The sequence below is a fragment of the Cedecea davisae genome, assembly GCF_044095835.1.
GTDB lineage: Bacteria > Pseudomonadota > Gammaproteobacteria > Enterobacterales > Enterobacteriaceae > Cedecea > Cedecea davisae.
In genome coordinates this window covers 4,307,412-4,325,924 of the sequence record NZ_CP172054.1, presented here as the reverse complement: position 1 = coordinate 4,325,924, position 18,513 = coordinate 4,307,412, and the positions used below count along the sequence as shown (strand labels likewise).

Here is an 18,513-nt window from a genome sequence, read left to right as displayed (position 1 = left end):
ATGGAGCATAAACATGGCGTGGAATCAGCCCGGTAATAACGGACAGGACCGCGACCCGTGGGGAAGCAGCAAGCCTGGCGGCGACTCTGGGGGTAACAAAGGAGGGCGCGATCAGGGGCCACCTGATCTGGATGATATCTTCCGTAAGCTGAGCAAAAAGCTCGGTGGCCTTGGGGGCGGAAAAAGTGGCGGCAGCGGCGGTGCTTCATCGCAGGGGCCGGGTAATCCCATTGGCGGTCGTATCGTCGGTATCGTTGCCGTCGCGGTCGTAATTATCTGGGCCGCAACCGGGTTCTATACCATTAAAGAAGCCGAACGCGGTGTTGTGACCCGCTTTGGTAAGTTCAGCCATCTGGTTGAGCCGGGTCTGAACTGGAAGCCGACCTTTATCGACAGCGTTCAGGCCGTTAACGTTGAGTCGGTCCGTGAACTGGCCGCCTCAGGCGTGATGCTGACTTCTGATGAAAACGTGGTGCGCGTTGAAATGAACGTGCAGTACCGCGTGACCGATCCGCAGCGTTACCTGTTTAGCGTAACCAGCGCGGACGACAGCCTGCGTCAGGCAACCGACAGCGCGCTGCGCGGCGTTATCGGCAAATACACCATGGATAAGATCCTCACCGAGGGTCGTACCATTATTCGTAGCGACACCCAGCGCGAGCTGGAAGAGACGATTCGCCCGTACAACATGGGGATAACCCTGCTGGACGTCAACTTCCAGACGGCGCGTCCGCCGGAAGAAGTGAAGGCGGCGTTTGATGATGCTATCTCTGCTCGTGAAAACGAACAGCAGTACATCCGTGAAGCGGAAGCGTACACCAACGAAGTCCAGCCGCGTGCTAACGGCCAGGCTCAGCGTATTCTGGAAGAGGCCCGTGCTTATAAAGTGCAGACCGTTCTGGAAGCGCAGGGTGAAGTTTCTCGCTTTGCCAGGTTGCTGCCTGAATATAAAGCCGCGCCGGAAATTACCCGCGAGCGTCTGTATATCGAAACCATGGAAAAAGTGCTTAGCCACACCCGTAAAGTGCTGGTTAACGACAAAGGTGGCAACCTGATGGTGCTTCCGCTGGATCAGATGTTGAAGGGTGGCGCTCAGCAGCCAGCTGCAAAGAGCGATAACAGCGCGGCGAGCAATCTGCTGCGTCTGCCGCCAGCGTCCAGCTCCGGCAGCAGTGCCAGCACCTCTTCGTCCTCCTCGAGTGGCGATGTCATGGATAGCCGTCGCGCTAACGCGCAGCGCAACGATACCCAGCGCGTAGGGAGTGAATAACGATGCGTAAGTCTTTAATTGCAGTAATTATCATCGTGCTGGTCGTGATTTACACCTCGCTGTTTGTGGTGCATGAGGGTGAGCGCGGCATTACATTACGCTTCGGTAAAGTCCTGCGTGATGACGAAAACAAACCGCTGGTTTATGAGCCGGGTCTGCACTTCAAGATCCCATTCATTGAAACCGTGAAAACCCTGGATGCTCGTATCCAGACCATGGACAACCAGGCCGATCGCTTCGTTACCAAAGAGAAGAAAGACCTGATCGTTGACTCCTATATCAAGTGGCGTATCAGCGACTTTAGCCGTTACTACCTGGCGACAGGCGGCGGCGATGTTTCTCAGGCAGAAGTCTTGCTGAAACGTAAGTTCAGCGACCGTCTGCGTTCTGAAATTGGTCGTCTGGATGTGAAAGACATCGTAACCGACTCTCGTGGTCGCCTGACGCTGGACGTGCGCGATGCGCTGAACTCCGGTTCTGCGGGTACGGATGACGAAGTCGCCACGCCGGCGGCGGACGATGCCATTGCATCGGCAGCAGCGCGTGTGACTCAGGAAACCAACGGCAAAGTGCCGGTGATTAACCCGAACAGTATGGCTGCGCTGGGTATTGAAGTGGTGGATGTGCGTATCAAGCAGATCAACCTGCCGACCGAAGTGTCCGAGGCTATCTATAACCGTATGCGCGCCGAGCGTGAAGCGGTTGCACGTCGCCATCGTTCACAGGGTCAGGAAGAGGCTGAGAAGCTGCGCGCTACCGCTGACTACGAGGTGACTCGTACGCTGGCAGAAGCCGAGCGTCAGGGCCGTATGACCCGCGGTGAAGGCGATGCTGAAGCAGCGAAGCTGTTTGCCGACGCGTTTAGCCAGGACCCGGACTTCTATGCCTTTATTCGTAGCCTGCGTGCTTATGAAGCGAGCTTCCAGTCAAACCAGGACATTATGGTCATGAGCCCGGACAGTGACTTCTTCCGCTACATGAAGACGCCAACTACCAGCTCACGCTAATCTTTAATGTGATGAAAGAGCCGGTTTACCGGCTCTTTTTTTATGCCCGTAAAGGATGATTATGAATTCAACAATCTGGCTGGCTCTTGCGCTGGTTTTAGTGCTTGAGGGGCTTGGGCCGATGCTCTACCCACGCATCTGGCGGCGTATGATCCTCGCTATGGCACAATTACCCGACACGCTGTTGCGCCGTTTTGGCGGAGGTCTTGTGGTTGCAGGCATCGTGATCTACTACATGTTGAGTCGCGGCGGCAACTGAGCAAAATTTATTCGGCAGAATACTATTTTGTGTACTAAAAGGGCTGTTCATCTGGGAAACCGATGGTAGAATCCTTTTTTAAGCAAACGGTGATTTTGAAAAATGGGTAACAACGTCGTCGTACTGGGCACCCAATGGGGTGACGAAGGTAAAGGAAAGATCGTAGATCTTCTGACTGAACGGGCTAAATATGTTGTACGCTACCAGGGCGGTCACAACGCAGGCCACACTCTCGTAATCAACGGTGAAAAAACCGTTCTCCATCTTATTCCATCAGGTATTCTCCGCGAAAACGTCACCAGCATCATCGGTAACGGCGTTGTGCTGTCTCCTGCGGCGCTGATGAAAGAGATGAAAGGGCTGGAAGACCGCGGGATTCCGGTACGTGAGCGTCTGCTGCTGTCTGAAGCTTGCCCGCTTATCCTTGACTACCACGTTGCGCTGGACGTTGCGCGTGAAAAAGCTCGCGGCGCTAAAGCTATCGGTACGACCGGTCGCGGCATCGGCCCGGCTTACGAAGACAAAGTGGCCCGTCGTGGCCTGCGCGTTGGCGACCTGTTTGACAAAGCCACCTTTGCAGACAAGCTGAAAGAAGTGATGGAATACCATAACTTCCAGCTGGTGAACTTCTACAAAGTTGAAGCGGTTGACTACCAGAAAGTGCTGGATGATGCGATGGCGGTTGCCGACATCCTGACCTCCATGGTGGTGGACGTGTCTGACCTGCTGGATCAGGCGCGCAAACGCGGCGACTTCATCATGTTCGAAGGTGCTCAGGGTACGCTGCTGGACATCGACCACGGTACCTATCCGTACGTAACCTCTTCCAACACCACCGCGGGTGGCGTAGCGACCGGCTCCGGCATTGGTCCACGTTATGTTGATTACGTTCTGGGTATCATCAAAGCCTACTCCACCCGCGTGGGTGCAGGTCCGTTCCCAACCGAACTGTTCGATGACATCGGCGAGTTCCTGTGCAAACAGGGTAACGAATTCGGTGCCACCACCGGTCGTCGTCGTCGTACCGGCTGGCTGGATGCGGTTGCCGTGCGTCGTGCGGTGCAGATCAACTCCCTGTCCGGCTTCTGCCTGACCAAGCTGGACGTACTGGATGGCCTGAAAGAAGTTAAAATCTGCGTAGCCTACCGTCTGCCGGACGGCCGTGAAGTCACCACCACCCCAATGGCGGCGGATGACTGGGAAGGTATCGAGCCGATTTACGAAGTCATGCCGGGCTGGTCCGAAACCACCTTTGGCGTGAAAGAGCGTAGCGGTCTGCCGCAGGCAGCGTTGAACTACATCAAACGCATTGAAGAAGTCACCGGCGTGCCGATTGATATCATTTCTACCGGCCCAGACCGTACTGAAACCATGATTCTGCGCGATCCGTTCGACGCATAATGATGTGGCGGGGTGTGGCTCCACACCCCGTATTGCTCGTTTCCCGCCGCTTTATTCGCTATTCTCGCCAAATAAATTAGCTGGCAGCCTTATGGCTGGTTTATCATCAATATGTGCCTGGTTTAAGGTACACCTTGCCTTGTGCAAAGCGTTTCCCCTCCCACCCATGAGGTTGATGTGCAGTTAACGAGTTTTACTGATTACGGTTTACGTGCTTTGATTTATATGGCTTCTCTCCCCGAAGGGAGAATGACCAACATTTCTGAGGTGACAGAGGTGTACGGCGTGTCCCGAAATCATATGGTGAAAATCATCAATCAACTCAGCCGCGCGGGTTATGTAATGGCCGTGCGAGGAAAAAACGGCGGCATCCGCCTTGGTAAGCCTGCGGAGACTATCCGCATAGGCGACGTGGTGCGTGAGCTGGAGCCGCTCTCATTGGTGAACTGTAGCAGTGAGTTTTGTCATATCACCCCGGCTTGTCGACTCAAGCAGGCTTTGGCCGAAGCGGTGCAAAGTTTCCTGAAGGAGCTTGATAAGCACACGCTGGCCGATCTGGTGGACCAAAACCAACCGCTCTACAAATTACTGCTGGTGGACTAATCACACTCCATCTGTGGATGACAACGGAGGACCCGAAATGTCAAAAGATCCTTTTAAGGAACGAGAAGCCGAAAAATACGAAAACCCGATCCCAAGCCGGGAGTTTATTCTCGATCATCTCTCAAAACGTGAAAAACCTGCCAATCGTGAAGAACTGGCAGACGAACTAAAAATTTCCGGTGAAGAACAGATTGAAGCCCTGCGCCGTCGCCTGCGTGCGATGGAACGTGACGGGCAGTTGGTCTTTACCCGCCGTCAGTGCTATGCGCTGCCGGAACGCCTTGATTTACTCAAAGGCAAAGTGATTGGCCACCGCGATGGCTTCGGCTTCCTGCGCGTGGAAGGGCGTAAAGACGATCTCTATCTTTCATCTGAGCAGATGAAGATGTGCATGCACGGTGACCTGGTGCTGGCGCAGCCGCTGGGTGCCGACCGCAAAGGCCGTCGCGAAGCGCGTATTGTCCGCGTGCTGGAGCCAAGAACCGGTCAAATCGTTGGCCGCTACTTTACCGATGCTGGTATTGGTTTTGTGGTGCCTGACGACAGCCGCCTCAGCTTCGATATCCTGATCCCGCCTGAAGAGCTGATGGGTGCCCGTATGGGCTTTGTGGTGGTGGTTGAGCTGACCCAGCGCCCGACCCGCCGCACCAAAGCCATCGGCAAGATTGTTGAAGTGCTCGGCGACAATATGGGCACCGGCATGGCCGTGGATATGGCGCTGCGTACTCATGAAATTCCCTACGTCTGGCCTAAAGAGGTTGAAGAGCAGGTTTCGACCCTGAAGGAAGAAGTGCCGGAAGAAGCCAAAATTGGCCGCGTTGATCTGCGCGACTTGCCGCTGGTGACCATCGATGGCGAAGATGCCCGAGATTTCGATGATGCCGTATTCTGCGAGAAAAAACGCGGCGGCGGCTGGCGCCTCTGGGTCGCTATTGCCGACGTGAGCTACTACGTGCGTCCGCCAACCGCGCTGGATAACGAAGCGCGCAATCGTGGCACTTCGGTCTACTTCCCGTCGCAGGTTGTTCCTATGCTGCCGGAAGTGCTGTCCAACGGTCTGTGCTCGCTCAACCCGCAGGTTGACCGCCTGTGTATGGTCTGCGAAATGACTATTTCAGCCGCAGGCCGCCTGACCGGCTACAAATTCTATGAAGCGGTGATGAGCTCCCACGCGCGCCTGACTTACACCAAAGTCTGGCATATGCTGCAGGGCGACCAGGAGTTGCGCGAGCAGTACGCGCCGTTGGTGAAGCACATCGAAGAGCTGCATAACCTTTATAAAGTGCTGGAAGTCTCCCGCGCCCAGCGCGGCGGCATCTCGTTTGAAAGCGAAGAGGCGAAGTTTATCTTCAACGCTGAACGTCGTATCGAACGCGTAGAGCAAACCGTGCGTAACGACGCGCATAAGCTTATCGAAGAGTGCATGATCCTCGCGAATATCTCGGCGGCGCGTTTCGTTGAGAAAAATAACGAACCTGCGCTGTTCCGCGACCACGATCGTCCGAGCAATGACGCCATCACCGCGTTCCGCTCGGTACTGGCGGAGTTGGGTCTTGAGCTGCCGGGCGGGCAGAAACCAGAGCCGCGTGATTACGCTGACCTTCTGGCCTCCATCGCCGATCGTCCTGACCATGAAATGCTGCAAACCATGCTGCTGCGCTCCATGAAACAGGCAATTTACGATCCGGAAAACCGCGGCCACTTCGGTCTGGCGCTGCAATCGTACGCGCACTTTACTTCGCCTATCCGCCGTTACCCGGACCTGTCGCTGCACCGTGCCATCAAATATCTGCTGGCAAAAGAGCAGGGCCATAAAGGCAACAGCACCGAGTCCGGCGGCTGGCACTACAGCATGGAAGAGATGCTCCAGCTTGGTCAGCATTGCTCGATGACGGAACGCCGCGCCGACGAAGCAACCCGCGACGTAGCTGACTGGCTGAAATGCGACTTTATGCAGGATCAGGTGGGCCAGGTCTTCAACGGCATCATCGCCAGCGTAACCGGGTTTGGTTTCTTCGTTCGCCTGGACGATCTGTTTATCGACGGGCTGGTTCACGTCTCGACGCTGGATAACGATTACTATCGTTTCGACCAGATTGGCCAGCGCCTGATTGGCGAGTCCGGCGGTCAGACTTACCGCCTGGGTGACCGCGTTGAAGTTCGGGTTGAAGCCGTTCACATGGACGAGCGTAAAATCGACTTCGCGCTTATCTCAAGCCAGCGTGCGCCGCGTGGCGTAGGTAAAACGGCGAAGGATAAAGCGAAGAAAGGAGCTGGCGGAGCGCCTTCCAAACGCCGTCAGGCCGGTAAGCGCGTAAACTTCGAGCCTGACAACGCCTTCCGTAAAGAGAAGGACGGTGCCAAAGCGAAGAAAGAGAAGGCCGGAAAGAAACCGAAGAAAGCCAAAGCGCCGTCGGACAAAACCCGTAAAATAGCGGCTGCGACCAAGGCGAAGCGCGCGGCTAAAAAGCCGGTAAGCTGATATTACCCTCACCCTAACCCTCTCCCTGAAAGGGAGAGGGGACAGACAGAATGATGATGTACTCCCTCGTGTAAACGGGGAAGGCCTTATCGTTTTTCTCCCTCGTCCCTTTGGGGAGAGGGCCGGGGTGAGGGGCTAAACATAGACATGAATAAACCAACACGGGCGATCTCTCGTCCGCAATGAGTGACATCAATGAGTGAAATTATTTACGGCATTCACGCCGTCCAGGCCCTGCTTGAACGTGCTCCGCAGCGTTTTCAGGAAGTGTTTATCCTGAAAGGTCGCGAAGACAAGCGCCTGATGCCTCTGATCCACGCTGTTGAAGCGCAGGGCATTCCGGTTCAGGTGGCAAACCGCCAGTGGCTGGACGAGAAAGCCGAAGGCGCGGTTCACCAGGGGATTATTGCCCGCGTGAAGCCGGGTCGTCAGTACCAGGAAAACGATCTGCCGGATTTGATTGCCGAGCATGAACGTCCGTTCCTGTTGATCCTTGATGGCGTAACTGACCCGCACAACCTCGGAGCATGCCTGCGTAGCGCAGATGCTGCGGGCGTTCACGCGGTTATCGTTCCTAAGGATCGTTCCGCCCAGCTTAACGCGACGGCGAAAAAAGTTGCCTGCGGCGCGGCGGAAAATGTTCCGTTGATCCGCGTAACCAACCTGGCACGCACTATGCGTCTGTTGCAGGAAGAGAACGTCTGGATTGTGGGGACTGCGGGTGAGGCTGACCATACTCTGTTCCAGAGCAAATTTACCGGCCCGATGGCGTTGGTGATGGGTGCGGAAGGTGAAGGTATGCGTCGCCTGACTCGCGAGCACTGCGACGAACTGGTCAGCATCCCGATGGCCGGGACCGTTTCCTCCCTGAACGTCTCCGTGGCTACCGGCGTTTGCCTGTTTGAAATCGTGCGTCAGCGCGGTTAATTAGCCTTAACGCAAACGGGGTGTAAACCGCCCCGTTTGTGATCCCCCTCCGCGCAGAAGCGCCATCTCCGTCCATACTTAAAGGCATTGCCAAAGATGGAGGGAACAGGATGCGCTGGCAAACTCACACCGTTTTTAACCAACCGTTGCCCCTCAGCAACAGCAATCTCTTTCTTTCCGATATCTCCCTGCGAGAGGCGTTAGTTCGCGAAGGCGCAGGCTGGGATGCGGAGCTTCAGGCCAGTATTGGCCAGCAGCTGGGGTCTGCGGAATCTCTCGAACTGGGTCGTTTGGCTAACGCTAACCCGCCGGAGCTGCTGCGATACGATAGCAGCGGAGAGCGGCTGGACGATATCCGCTTTCACCCCGCCTGGCACCTGCTGATGCAGGGCTTGTTTGCTAACAGAGTGCATAACCTTGCGTGGCAGGAAGATGCCAGGCAAGGCTCGTTTGTCGCCCGTGCGGCACGCTTTATTCAACATGCTCAGGTAGAAGCGGGCACGCTGTGCCCGATAACCATGACCTTTGGCGCCACGCCGCTGCTACTGCAACATCTGCCGAAGGCGTTTGAAAGCTGGCGCAGGCCGCTGCTGGGTGACCGCTATGACGCGCATTTTCAGCCCGGTGAGCAAAAGCGCGGTTTGCTGATTGGCATGGGCATGACGGAGAAGCAGGGCGGATCGGATGTATTGAGCAATACCACTAAGGCGGAGCCGTTGGGCAACCGGGGAGCAGGTCAGCCTTATCGACTGGTCGGTCACAAATGGTTTTTCTCAGTACCGCAAAGCGATGCGCACCTGGTGCTGGCTCAGGCAAAAGGGGGCTTATCCTGCTATTTTCTGCCGCGCATTCTGCCCGATGGCCAGCGCAATGCGGTGCGCCTCGAAAGGCTCAAAGATAAGCTCGGAAATCGCTCGAATGCCAGCGCCGAAGCAGAATTCTGCGATGCCACCGGGTGGCTTATCGGCGAAGAAGGCGAGGGCGTGCGCCATATCCTTAAAATGGGCGGTTTTACCCGCTTCGATTGCGCGCTTGGCAGCCATGGCCTGATGCGACGCGCGCTGTCGGTCGCTTTGTATCATGCGCTCCAGCGGCAGGCCTTCGGTAAAAGCCTTATCGAGCAGCCGATCATGCGCCAGCTACTGGGGAAAATGGCATTGCATCTTGAAGGGCAAACCGCGTTTCTGTTCCGCCTGGCGCGGGCCTGGGAATCCCCGGGGGATGCTCAACAACTCGCCTATAGCCGCCTGTTCACGCCCGCCGCCAAGTTTAGCGTTTGTAAGGCCGGCATTGGGTTTGTGGCAGAGGCAATGGAGGTGCTGGGGGGGATCGGCTATTGCGAAGATAGCGAGCTGCCTCGCCTGTACCGCGAAATGCCGGTAAATAGTATCTGGGAAGGCTCAGGCAACATTATGAGCCTCGACGTGCTGCGCGTGCTGGCTAAACAGCCTGCGGTCATGGAGATGCTGCATAGCGAGTTTGACGAAGTAAAAGGGCAAAACCGGCATTTTGACCGCAGCTGGCGGCAGCTTCAGCAAAGGTTGCGTAAACCGCAGGAGGAGAGAGGGAGGGAGATTATTCGCCAGCTGGCAGATCTTGCCTGTGGAGCGCAGTTGCTGCGATTTCTTTCTCCACCGGCCGCTGAAGCGTGGTGCCGCATGAAGCTTGATGACCGAGGCGAAACGCTTTTGCCCGAGCAGGTCATCAGCGATGTGCTGCTGCGGGCAACGGGAGGCATGGCCTGATGATTTCTCCGGCGGGTAATCAGGCGTAAATAATCGCCTGTGCTCGCCAGTTGTCGGCCTGGAGGTTTTCCTGCATTTGAATAATGCGGTACCAGGAAGCACCCTGCTCGTCAGCTTTCAGCGCAATCATGCGCTCGACGTCCTGCGGGCTGCCGAAAATATCATTCACCGAAATTAATCCGATTTCGTTAAGGCCCGTCACGCAATCCGCGCTGGCAAACTCGGCTGACTGAGCCAGAGTCGGAATCAGGCCAACAGATAACAGCAGTGTAGTTAAGGCAAGAGATCGTTTCATTGTCAGTTCCTTATTAATTTACCCCGAAGTCACAGGGCAATCCTTCGCTTACTCAAAGCAGACCCCGCTTCCTGAGGGCGGGGTTAATTGTGCACAAGAAACCATCAAGCGGCGAAAAGCTGTGTAAATATCAATAAATAACGCGTGTCCGCTACGTTATTTTCGATACAAAATAGCCTGTATGTACCACTGACCCGGTATTACGGTCTCATCATTCATAATGATGAGGTAATAATCGGCTTTCGCTGCTGCGGCTTTCTTCTTAATAATGGCTTCTGAGTCCATTGGAGAGCCGCGTACTACGGCTGAAACCGTACCGATTTTGGTTAGCTCCGCAGTTTGAGGACGCTGTATTTCCTGCGGATAATCGCGGAGCGGTGGAGCTGGCTGCGGCGAACCCTGAAGCACGCTGCAGGCGCTCAATAACGCCGCTGTAATTAGCACGGATAGCCGAAGCATGATGGTTTCTCGTTTCTTGACTGTCATAGTGTAGTTCCGGGTTTGGCGCTGAAAAGGGGGAATGTTCCCGATCTGTTATCTGAGGCGCGCTTTTAACTCACTTTCGAATGAAAATCGCTAACTGGATCTCACCGTTACAATAATCCCTAATAGCGGCTACTTTCCCTGATATTTCGCCGGAGGAGAAGAGAAGATGATTGAAATTTATAATGAGCCGTTTGCAGGCGTTGAAGTCCTGCATGCCGTACCCGCCGGAATGAAAGAAGCCCCGCTGCCAACGGTCATTTTCTACCACGGATTTACCTCCTCTAAACTGGTTTACAGCTACTTCGCCGTGGCGCTTGCCCAGGCCGGGTTCCGAGTAGTGATGCCGGATGCGCGCGACCACGGCGCTCGCTACGACGGCAACGCAAGCGCCCGGCTATTACAGCTCTGGCCGATTTTAAAAACCAGTATTGATGAATTTCCTGAGCTTTATCAGTTTCTTATGGAAAAGAAGTTGATTGCAGAGGGAAGAGTGGCGGTGGCCGGAGCTTCTATGGGGGGCATGACGGCGCTGGGCATCATGGCTCGCCACCCGGAGGTTCGCTGCGTTGCCTGCCTGATGGGATCGGGTTATTTCACTACTTTGGCGCAAACCCTTTATCCACCAGCGGCTGAAGAGAGAGAGGGAATTATTGCCGGACTGGTGGACTATGATATCGGCCAGCAACTTGAACGCCTTGCCGACAGGCCGCTGCTGCTCTGGCACGGCGAGGCCGATGACGTGGTTCCCGCCGTAGAGACCCTGAGGCTCCAGCAGGCGTTAATCGCCAGCAAGCAGGACAAAAACCTCACCTGTCTGTGGGAAGCCGGTGTTAAACACCGCATTACACCCGAGGCGCTGGAAGCCACAAGCCAGTTTTTTGCCCGCCATCTGTAAACCTAAACCAGCATCACTTTAACACCGCGATCCTGAAGTTTTTTTACTACTTCAGGATCGGCGTGTTTGCCGGTTATCACTAAATCTATCTGGTCTGCGCGGCTAAACAGCATACCGGCCCGCTGCCCAACTTTACTGCTGTCCACTAACACGGCCAGTTTCCCGACTACGCTCAACATCTTCTGCTCCGCCATCGCGGTGAGCATATCGGTTTTGTACAGCCCTTCGGCGGTAAGCCCTTTGCCGCTGGTAAACATCCAGTGTCCGGCATACAGAGACGTTTCGCTCTCCTGCGGGCCGAGCGTAATCGAGTGGCTCTTATTGTACTGGCCGCCCATGATGACCACGCTGTCGTGCTCCTGCTCGATAAGATAATTTGCCAGCGGCAAGTAATTAGTGATGATTTGTACCGGTTTGCCGCAAATCTGCTGGCCGAGTAAGAACGCGGTGGAACCGCAGTTAATGACTACGCTTTCGCCGGGGTTCACCAACTGCGAGGCGGCATTGGCGATGCGGCTTTTTTCATCGTGATTCTGCGCCAGATGAATATTCATCGGCGTCCAGCGCGGGCGCTGTTGGGTAATCGCCTCTGCGCCGTTGCGTACTTTCTTCAGTTTGCCGCTCTCATCGAGCTTGTTAATGTCCCTCCTTGCGGTTGCGGGAGAAATACCCAGACGTTCAATCGCCTGTTCAACCGTAATAAATCCGGATTGTTGCAGTAGATCGAGCAAAATCTGGTGGCGCTGTGCTTCCGTCATGCGTAGTTCCGATGAGAGATGATAGAGAAAGATGATATTTGAAAATGTTTGAAATACCTATGGATAAACAAAAAAGCCGGGCCGATGCCCGGCATGACATCACAGGAATGATTTAAACGGCAAATCGGGTTCAAGGGTAAAACAGTCGTCAAACCCGCGCGGGTAGTGGTATTCAAAACTATCTTTATCCTCAGGCCAGGTGAATTTGCCGCCAACCTGCCAGATGAACGGCTTAAAGCCATATTTCAAACGATCTTTTTTCATTTCCCACAGCACGCGGATCTCCTGCGGGTCGGCCTGGAAATTTGACCAGATATCATGATGGAAAGGGATAACGACTTTTGTATTAAGGGATTCGGCCATACGCAGGATATCGGCGCTGGTCATTTTATCCGTAATACCGCGTGGGTTCTCGCCGTAGGAACCTAACGCCACATCAATTTTGTGCTCGTTTCCGTGTTTCGCATAATAGTTAGAGTAGTGGGAGTCTCCGCTGTGGTAGAGCGTTCCCCCGGGGGTTTTAAACAGGTAGTTTACCGCGCGGTTATCCATGCCGTCGGGCAACACTCCCGCCGCCTTTTGCCCGGCCGGTAGCGTAATCAGCGCGGTACGGTCAAAAGCATCGAGCGCGTGTATTTCAGTATCTTTAACTTTTACCACGTCACCCGGCTTCACTACGATGCAGCGTTCGCGTGGGACGCCCCAGCTAATCCAGATATCCACGCAGGTTTGTGGCCCGATAAACGGCACATCTTTGGCGCAGTTTTGCATGACGGCGGCGGCAACGTTCACATCAATATGATCGTTGTGATCGTGCGTAGCCAGCACGGCGTCAATCTCGCGAATTGCGAAAGGATCGAGGACAAAAGGCGTGGTGCGGAGATTCGGCTGGAGCTTCTTAACGCCCGCCATACGCTGCATCTGATGACCCGTTTTCATTAACGGGTTGCCGTGGCTCTGCTTCCCAACTCCGCACCAAAAATCCACACAGATATTTGCCTCACCCTGAGATTTCAACCAGATCCCCGTACAGCCAAGCCACCACATCGCAAAGGTGCCGGGGGCGACCACCTCCTGCTCAATCTCTTCATTAAGCCAGCTTCCCCACTCAGGAAAAGTATTCAGGATCCAGGATTCTCGGGTAATCGAAGCAATTTTACTCATCGGATAACTCCTTTTTTTGTCGCCATTTAATCATTTTATGATTCAATTTGATTTATATTGACAGGAATAATCAGCGTATAAAAGCATTTTTTTAACCTGGTGACTATGTGTATGGAGCGGACAAGCAGCTTGATTATAAAGGTTAAAATGTTTTTTTATTTATTATGATTTTGATTATAAAGAATTATTTTGAGCGCTTATTGAATGAAAATAAGCCCTTTAAGGGGTAGGGTAAATAAAATGCGGGGCATCTCACAAATAATCATTTTTGATCTTCTTGTGATTACTTTTGAAAGATAGAGTGTGGCTGAGTTTTCAATCCGCCTGTTTGTCAGCAAGCAGGGAGCGACCATCCTACGGAGAGCTTTATGGAGATCCTTTATCACGTCTTTACCCTGTTTTTTGATCAGGTAATGACTAACGCCCCGTTGCTGCTGGGGATCGTTACCTGCCTCGGCTACCTGCTGCTGCGCAAAAGCGCCAGCGTGATTATCAAAGGGACGATCAAAACTATTATCGGCTTTATGTTGCTCCAGGCGGGTTCCGGCATCCTGACAGGTACCTTTAAACCGGTAGTGGCAAAAATGTCGGAGGTGTACGGGATTAACGGAGCTATATCAGACACTTATGCGTCTATGATGGCTGCGATTGAAAAAATGGGCGACGCCTACAGCTGGGTGGGGTACGCGGTTCTGCTCGCGCTGGCGCTGAACATTTGCTACGTGCTGCTGCGCCGTATAACCGGCATCCGCACCATCATGCTGACGGGCCATATCATGTTCCAGCAGGCCGGGCTTATTGCCGTATTTTTCTACATCCTCGGTTACCCGATGTGGACCACGATTATTTGTACCGCGGTGCTGGTATCGCTTTATTGGGGCATCACCTCAAACATGATGTTCAAGCCGACGCAGGAGATAACGGAAAACAGCGGTTTCTCCATCGGCCATCAGCAGCAGTTTGCTTCGTGGATTGCCTACAAAATTGCGCCGAGGCTGGGTAAAAAAGAGGAGAGCGTTGAAGATCTTAAGCTGCCCGGCTGGCTGAATATTTTCCATGACAATATCGTTTCCACCGCCATTGTGATGACGCTTTTCTTCGGCGTAATCCTTTGTTCGTTCGGACTTGATACCGTTCAGGCCATGGCCGGAAAAACGCACTGGACTCTCTATATCCTGCAAACCGGCTTCCAGTTTGCGGTGGCAATTTTCATCATTGTGCAGGGTGTTCGCATGTTTGTTGCTGAACTCTCTGAAGCTTTCAACGGTATTTCACAACGCTTAATACCCGGCGCGGTATTAGCCATCGACTGCGCGGCCATTTATAGCTTTGCGCCAAACGCCGTGGTGTGGGGCTTCCTTTGGGGCACCGTAGGCCAGCTAATCGCGGTTGGGGTCCTTATCGCCTGCGGCTCATCCATCATGATTATCCCGGGCTTTATTCCAATGTTCTTCTCTAACGCCACCATCGGCGTCTTTGCTAACCATTTCGGCGGCTGGCGCGCAGCGCTCAAGATTTGCCTGGTGATGGGCATGATCGAAATCTTTGGTTGCGTCTGGGCGGTTCATCTCACCGGGCTTAGCGCGTGGATGGGCATGGCCGACTGGTCGATTCTTGCACCGCCGCTGATGCAGGGGCTGACGCTTGGTCTGTGGTTTATGGGCGTCGTTATTGTTATCGCCCTGATTTACATGTTCTTCGCCGGGCGCACGCTGCGAAAGGAAGAGGACATGGCTCTCAGTGAAACTTCAGTTAACTAAAGGGATTGAGATTATGACCGTACGCATTCTTGCCGTTTGTGGCTGTGGGCAGGGCAGCTCCATGATTATGAAAATGAAAGTGGATCAATTTCTTACTCAGCAAGGCATTAACCACACCGTCAACAGCTGTGCCGTGGGTGAATACAAAAGTGAGTTGAGCGGAGCGGACATCATCATTGCTTCGACTCACGTTGCCGGTGAAATCACGGTCACGGGCAATAAGTACGTTATCGGCGTTCGCAACATGCTTTCCGCTGCCGACTTCGGCCCCAAGCTGATGGCGGTAATTGGTGAGCATTTTGCGCAGGACATGATTTAAGGAGGGCATATGAAGCTACGTGATTCCCTGGCTCAAAACCACTCTGTGCGCCTGCAGGCGGAGGCCGCAACCTGGCAGGAGGCGGTCAGGATTGGCGTTGATTTACTGGTGGAAGCAGGCGTTGTCGAGCCACGCTACTACCAGGCCATTCTCGATGGCGTGGCGCAGTTCGGCCCTTATTTTGTTATCGCCCCGGGTCTGGCTATGCCACATGGCCGCCCGGAAGAAGGCGTTAAACGCACCGGTTTTGCGTTGGTGACGCTGAAAACGCCGCTGATGTTTAACCACGAGGACAACGACCCGGTGGACATCCTGATTACGATGGCGGCGGTGGATGCCAATGCTCATCAGGAGGTTGGCATCATGCAAATTGTGAACCTGTTTGAAGATGAAGAAAACTTTGACCGTTTACGCGCCTGCCGCTCAGAGCAAGAGGTGCTTGATTTAATCGACCGTGCAGCGGCGGCTGCATAAGGACCAGTAAATGACTCATTCATTACCTATGTTACAAGTGGCGCTGGACAACCAGACTCTGGCAGATGCTTACCGGACAACGAGCCTGATAGCCGAGGAGGTCGACATTATTGAAGTGGGCACCATTCTTTGCGTGGGGGAGGGCGTGCGTGCGGTTCGTGACCTTAAGGCACTCTATCCGCACAAGATTGTGCTGGCGGATGCCAAAATTGCCGATGCCGGGAAAATCCTCTCGCGCATGTGTTTTGAAGCGAATGCAGATTGGGTAACGGTTATTTGCTGCGCCGATATCAACACCGCCAAAGGCGCGCTCGACGTTGCCGGTGAGTTTAACGGCGATGTGCAAATCGAGCTGACCGGCTTCTGGACGTGGGAGCAGGCTCAGGCGTGGCGTGATGTCGGTATCCAGCAGGTGGTTTATCACCGCAGCCGGGACGCTCAGGCCACCGGAATTGCGTGGAGTGAGGAAGACATCAGCGCGATAAAGCGCCTTGCTGACATGGGCTTCAAGGTGACCGTAACCGGTGGCCTGGCGCTGGAAGATCTGCCGCTGTTTAAAGGCATTCCCATCCATGTCTTTATTGCCGGGCGCAGCATACGTGATGCGGCAAGCCCGGTCGAAGCCGCCCGCCAGTTTAAGCACACCATTGCCCACCTGTGGGGCTAAAGGGGAGCCTATGTTAGACAAGCGGGTTCCACTTGGTATTTATGAAAAAGCGCTCCCTGCAGGAGAGTGCTGGCGAGAACGTTTAACTCTTGCCGCCGGGCTTCATTTTGATTTTGTCGAAATGTCGGTGGATGAAACCGACGAGCGTCTGGCAAGGCTGGACTGGGGCAGTGAGCAGCGAATGGCGCTGGTAGAGGCCGTGGCCGAAACGGGCGTGCGCGTGCCGTCGATGTGCCTGAGCGCCCATCGCCGCTATCCGCTGGGGAGCGAAGATGACGAGGTGCGCAATCGGGGGCTGGAGATTATGCGCAAAGCAATAGCGCTGGCTCAGGATGTCGGCATACGCGTTATTCAACTGGCGGGCTACGACGTTTATTACCAGCAGGCAAATAATGAAACCCGCTGCCGTTTCCGGGACGGTTTGCAGCAGGCGGTGGAAATGGCCGCCCGCGCTCAGGTCACGCTGGCAATGGAAATCATGGACTATCCGCTGATGAACTCCATCAGCAAGGCGCTGGGCTATGCCCACTATCTGAATAACCCGTGGTTCCAGCTTTACCCTGATATTGGCAATCTCTCGGCCTGGGATAACGACGTGCAGATGGAGCTGCAGGCGGGCAGCGGGCATATCGTCGCTGTTCACGTAAAAGATACCCTGCCCGGGGTATTTAAGAATGTGCCGTTTGGCACGGGCGTTGTTGAGTTTGAGCGCTGCTTCAGGACGCTGAGGCAAAGCGGCTACCGTGGGCCATATCTGATTGAGATGTGGAGTGAATCGGCCGAAGACCCGGTCGCCGAGGTTAGAGCCGCGCGGGACTGGGTGCTGGCCCGAATGAAAAATGCCGGACTCCCGGTGGAGGTAAAGCATGCGGCAGCTTAAGCAACAGGTATTCGAAGCGAATATGGCTCTCCCGTGTCACGGGCTGGTTACCTTTACCTGGGGAAACGTCAGCGCTATCGACAGGGATCGCCGCTGTATCGTCATTAAGCCAAGCGGCGTAGCGTATGAGCAGATGACGGTGGATGACATGGTGGTTGTCAGCCTGACCGGCGAGCATCTGGAAGGGCGATATCGCCCATCATCGGATACCGCGACACACCTGGCTCTTTATCAACGTTATCCGGAAATCGGTGGTGTGGTTCACACCCACTCAACCCACGCCACGGCCTGGGCTCAGGCGGGGCGAGCGATTCCGGCACTGGGGACAACGCATGCAGATTATTTCTCCGGGGATATTCCCTGCACGCGCCCGTTAACCAGCGCTGAAGTCGCCGAGGAATATGAACTCAATACCGGAAGGGTCATTATTGAAACCATAGGGCAGGTTAATCCTCTGCACACGCCCGGCGTCGTGGTTTATCAGCATGGCCCATTCGCCTGGGGGAAAGATGCGGACGAGGCTCTGCATAATGCTGTGGTGATGGAGGAGGTCGCACGTATGGCCTGGATAACCGGGGGAATCAACCCGCAGCGAGAGGCGATTGATAGTTATCTGATGAATAAGCACTTTCAGCGCAAGCACGGGCCGGGCGCTTATTACGGGCAGCCCAAATAACAGCGCAGCAAGAAAAAGCCCCCGCAAGCGGGGGCAAAGTCAAACATGGGTATTATCGATCGTGGTGTTTCTCTGGTGTTTACGCTTACTGCTGGGCTACCGGTAGATATCCGCACTGACGTGCATATTTCCGTTACTGCCGGGTTCTCTCATAATAATAGTGTGATAAAACTTCGCGCCGTGCTGGTCGGCGTCCTGGTTGATGGCGGCTTCAGCTTCCGGAACGGTGGCGAAATTATGGTTGATGTAAATTACGCCCAGGCTCTGAACATCGTCCATATTTCTGGCCTGGCGGCTGTCGATTTTGATGGCAGCCGTCGCGTTTGCACATAACAGCAGCGCTGCGGCAAGGGCAATTGCGATATTTTTCATGATGCGCTCCACTACAACAAGTGTGTAACCAGTGGTCGTCGCTCCTGTTAATGGCTGGTGGCGGCCTGTTATC

Annotated in this window: 20 protein-coding genes; 15 read left to right on the top strand and 5 right to left on the bottom strand. The window is 54.6% G+C overall.

Translation table 11 applies throughout. The features are described from left to right. Nucleotides 1-13: 13 nt before the first annotated feature. The 8 genes from hflK (at nucleotide 14) to ACG1VR_RS20605 (ending at nucleotide 9,694) form a co-directional block, all read left to right on the top strand. Complete coding sequence (gene hflK / locus ACG1VR_RS20640) at nucleotides 14-1,270, top strand: FtsH protease activity modulator HflK (RefSeq protein WP_016517616.1); 1,257 nt, start codon at nucleotides 14-16, stop codon at nucleotides 1,268-1,270. A 2-nt stretch (nucleotides 1,271-1,272) separates the two neighbouring features. Beyond that, nucleotides 1,273-2,277, top strand: coding sequence for a protease modulator HflC (hflC, locus tag ACG1VR_RS20635; protein WP_016517617.1), 1,005 nt, complete (start codon nucleotides 1,273-1,275; stop codon nucleotides 2,275-2,277). Between the two features lie 61 nt (nucleotides 2,278-2,338). Next, nucleotides 2,339-2,536, top strand: a complete 198-nt coding sequence (locus ACG1VR_RS20630) for a DUF2065 domain-containing protein (RefSeq protein WP_039897843.1) — start codon at nucleotides 2,339-2,341, stop codon at nucleotides 2,534-2,536. Between the two features lie 102 nt (nucleotides 2,537-2,638). Beyond that, nucleotides 2,639-3,937: an adenylosuccinate synthase gene (locus ACG1VR_RS20625; protein ID WP_016517619.1), complete on the top strand. Its 1,299-nt coding sequence runs from the start codon at nucleotides 2,639-2,641 to the stop codon at nucleotides 3,935-3,937. A 177-nt stretch (nucleotides 3,938-4,114) separates the two neighbouring features. Continuing rightward, nucleotides 4,115-4,540: a nitric oxide-sensing transcriptional repressor NsrR gene (gene nsrR, locus ACG1VR_RS20620; protein ID WP_039899082.1), complete on the top strand. Its 426-nt coding sequence runs from the start codon at nucleotides 4,115-4,117 to the stop codon at nucleotides 4,538-4,540. A 37-nt stretch (nucleotides 4,541-4,577) separates the two neighbouring features. After that, nucleotides 4,578-7,022: a ribonuclease R gene (rnr, locus tag ACG1VR_RS20615; protein WP_395489692.1), complete on the top strand. Its 2,445-nt coding sequence runs from the start codon at nucleotides 4,578-4,580 to the stop codon at nucleotides 7,020-7,022. A 195-nt stretch (nucleotides 7,023-7,217) separates the two neighbouring features. Next, the gene (gene rlmB, locus ACG1VR_RS20610) at nucleotides 7,218-7,949 is read left to right on the top strand and encodes a 23S rRNA (guanosine(2251)-2'-O)-methyltransferase RlmB (RefSeq protein ID WP_016517622.1); all 732 of its coding nucleotides are present in this window, start codon (nucleotides 7,218-7,220) and stop codon (nucleotides 7,947-7,949) included. 110 nt (nucleotides 7,950-8,059) lie between these two features. Further along, on the top strand, nucleotides 8,060-9,694 hold the full coding sequence (locus ACG1VR_RS20605; RefSeq protein ID WP_395489691.1) for an isovaleryl-CoA dehydrogenase: 1,635 nt from the start codon (nucleotides 8,060-8,062) through the stop codon (nucleotides 9,692-9,694). A 19-nt stretch (nucleotides 9,695-9,713) separates the two neighbouring features. Here ACG1VR_RS20605 and yjfN read toward each other — a convergent pair whose 3' ends face one another. Both yjfN and bsmA read right to left on the bottom strand, forming a co-directional pair. Continuing rightward, nucleotides 9,714-9,989 (bottom strand): DUF1471 family protease activator YjfN, encoded by a 276-nt coding sequence (gene yjfN / locus ACG1VR_RS20600; RefSeq protein WP_016517624.1) that lies wholly within the window; start codon nucleotides 9,987-9,989, stop codon nucleotides 9,714-9,716. 156 nt (nucleotides 9,990-10,145) lie between these two features. Continuing rightward, nucleotides 10,146-10,475 carry a biofilm peroxide resistance protein BsmA gene (gene bsmA, locus ACG1VR_RS20595; RefSeq protein WP_016517625.1) on the bottom strand — a complete coding sequence of 110 codons (330 nt, stop codon included), beginning with the start codon at nucleotides 10,473-10,475 and terminating at the stop codon, nucleotides 10,146-10,148. A 166-nt stretch (nucleotides 10,476-10,641) separates the two neighbouring features. Between bsmA and yjfP the strand changes: the two genes are divergently transcribed. Continuing rightward, nucleotides 10,642-11,370: an esterase gene (gene yjfP / locus ACG1VR_RS20590; protein WP_395489689.1), complete on the top strand. Its 729-nt coding sequence runs from the start codon at nucleotides 10,642-10,644 to the stop codon at nucleotides 11,368-11,370. Nucleotides 11,371-11,372: 2 nt separating this feature from the next. Here the strand turns inward: yjfP and ulaR are convergent, their stop codons facing one another. Together ulaR and ulaG are read right to left on the bottom strand one after the other, a co-directional pair. Continuing rightward, entirely contained in the window at nucleotides 11,373-12,128 is a 756-nt protein-coding gene (gene ulaR / locus ACG1VR_RS20585) for an HTH-type transcriptional regulator UlaR (protein ID WP_016517627.1), read from the bottom strand. A 99-nt stretch (nucleotides 12,129-12,227) separates the two neighbouring features. Beyond that, a complete protein-coding gene (gene ulaG / locus ACG1VR_RS20580) occupies nucleotides 12,228-13,292 on the bottom strand; it encodes an L-ascorbate 6-phosphate lactonase (protein ID WP_395489688.1) in 1,065 nt (354 codons plus the stop codon). 368 nt (nucleotides 13,293-13,660) lie between these two features. Here ulaG and ulaA point away from each other — a divergent pair, with 368 nt between their 5' ends. The 6 genes from ulaA to ACG1VR_RS20550 are packed head-to-tail and all read left to right on the top strand — an operon-like array spanning nucleotide 13,661 to nucleotide 18,068. Then, entirely contained in the window at nucleotides 13,661-15,052 is a 1,392-nt protein-coding gene (ulaA, locus tag ACG1VR_RS20575; protein ID WP_016517629.1) for a PTS ascorbate transporter subunit IIC, read from the top strand. Between the two features lie 13 nt (nucleotides 15,053-15,065). Next, entirely contained in the window at nucleotides 15,066-15,371 is a 306-nt protein-coding gene (gene ulaB / locus ACG1VR_RS20570; RefSeq protein ID WP_039897845.1) for a PTS ascorbate transporter subunit IIB, read from the top strand. A 9-nt stretch (nucleotides 15,372-15,380) separates the two neighbouring features. Beyond that, entirely contained in the window at nucleotides 15,381-15,845 is a 465-nt protein-coding gene (gene ulaC / locus ACG1VR_RS20565) for a PTS ascorbate transporter subunit IIA (RefSeq protein WP_016517631.1), read from the top strand. Between the two features lie 10 nt (nucleotides 15,846-15,855). Further along, the gene (locus ACG1VR_RS20560; protein WP_395489687.1) at nucleotides 15,856-16,512 is read left to right on the top strand and encodes a 3-keto-L-gulonate-6-phosphate decarboxylase UlaD; all 657 of its coding nucleotides are present in this window, start codon (nucleotides 15,856-15,858) and stop codon (nucleotides 16,510-16,512) included. A gap of 10 nt (nucleotides 16,513-16,522) precedes the next feature. After that, a complete protein-coding gene (locus tag ACG1VR_RS20555) occupies nucleotides 16,523-17,392 on the top strand; it encodes an L-ribulose-5-phosphate 3-epimerase (protein ID WP_395489686.1) in 870 nt (289 codons plus the stop codon). Continuing rightward, nucleotides 17,379-18,068, top strand: coding sequence for an L-ribulose-5-phosphate 4-epimerase (locus ACG1VR_RS20550; protein ID WP_016517634.1), 690 nt, complete (start codon nucleotides 17,379-17,381; stop codon nucleotides 18,066-18,068). Before ACG1VR_RS20555 ends, ACG1VR_RS20550 begins: the two co-directional genes overlap by 14 nt. Nucleotides 18,069-18,164: 96 nt before the next feature. Here the strand turns inward: ACG1VR_RS20550 and yjfY are convergent, their stop codons facing one another. Beyond that, on the bottom strand, nucleotides 18,165-18,440 hold the full coding sequence (gene yjfY / locus ACG1VR_RS20545) for a DUF1471 family protein YjfY (RefSeq protein ID WP_016517635.1): 276 nt from the start codon (nucleotides 18,438-18,440) through the stop codon (nucleotides 18,165-18,167). Nucleotides 18,441-18,513 lie beyond the last annotated feature (73 nt).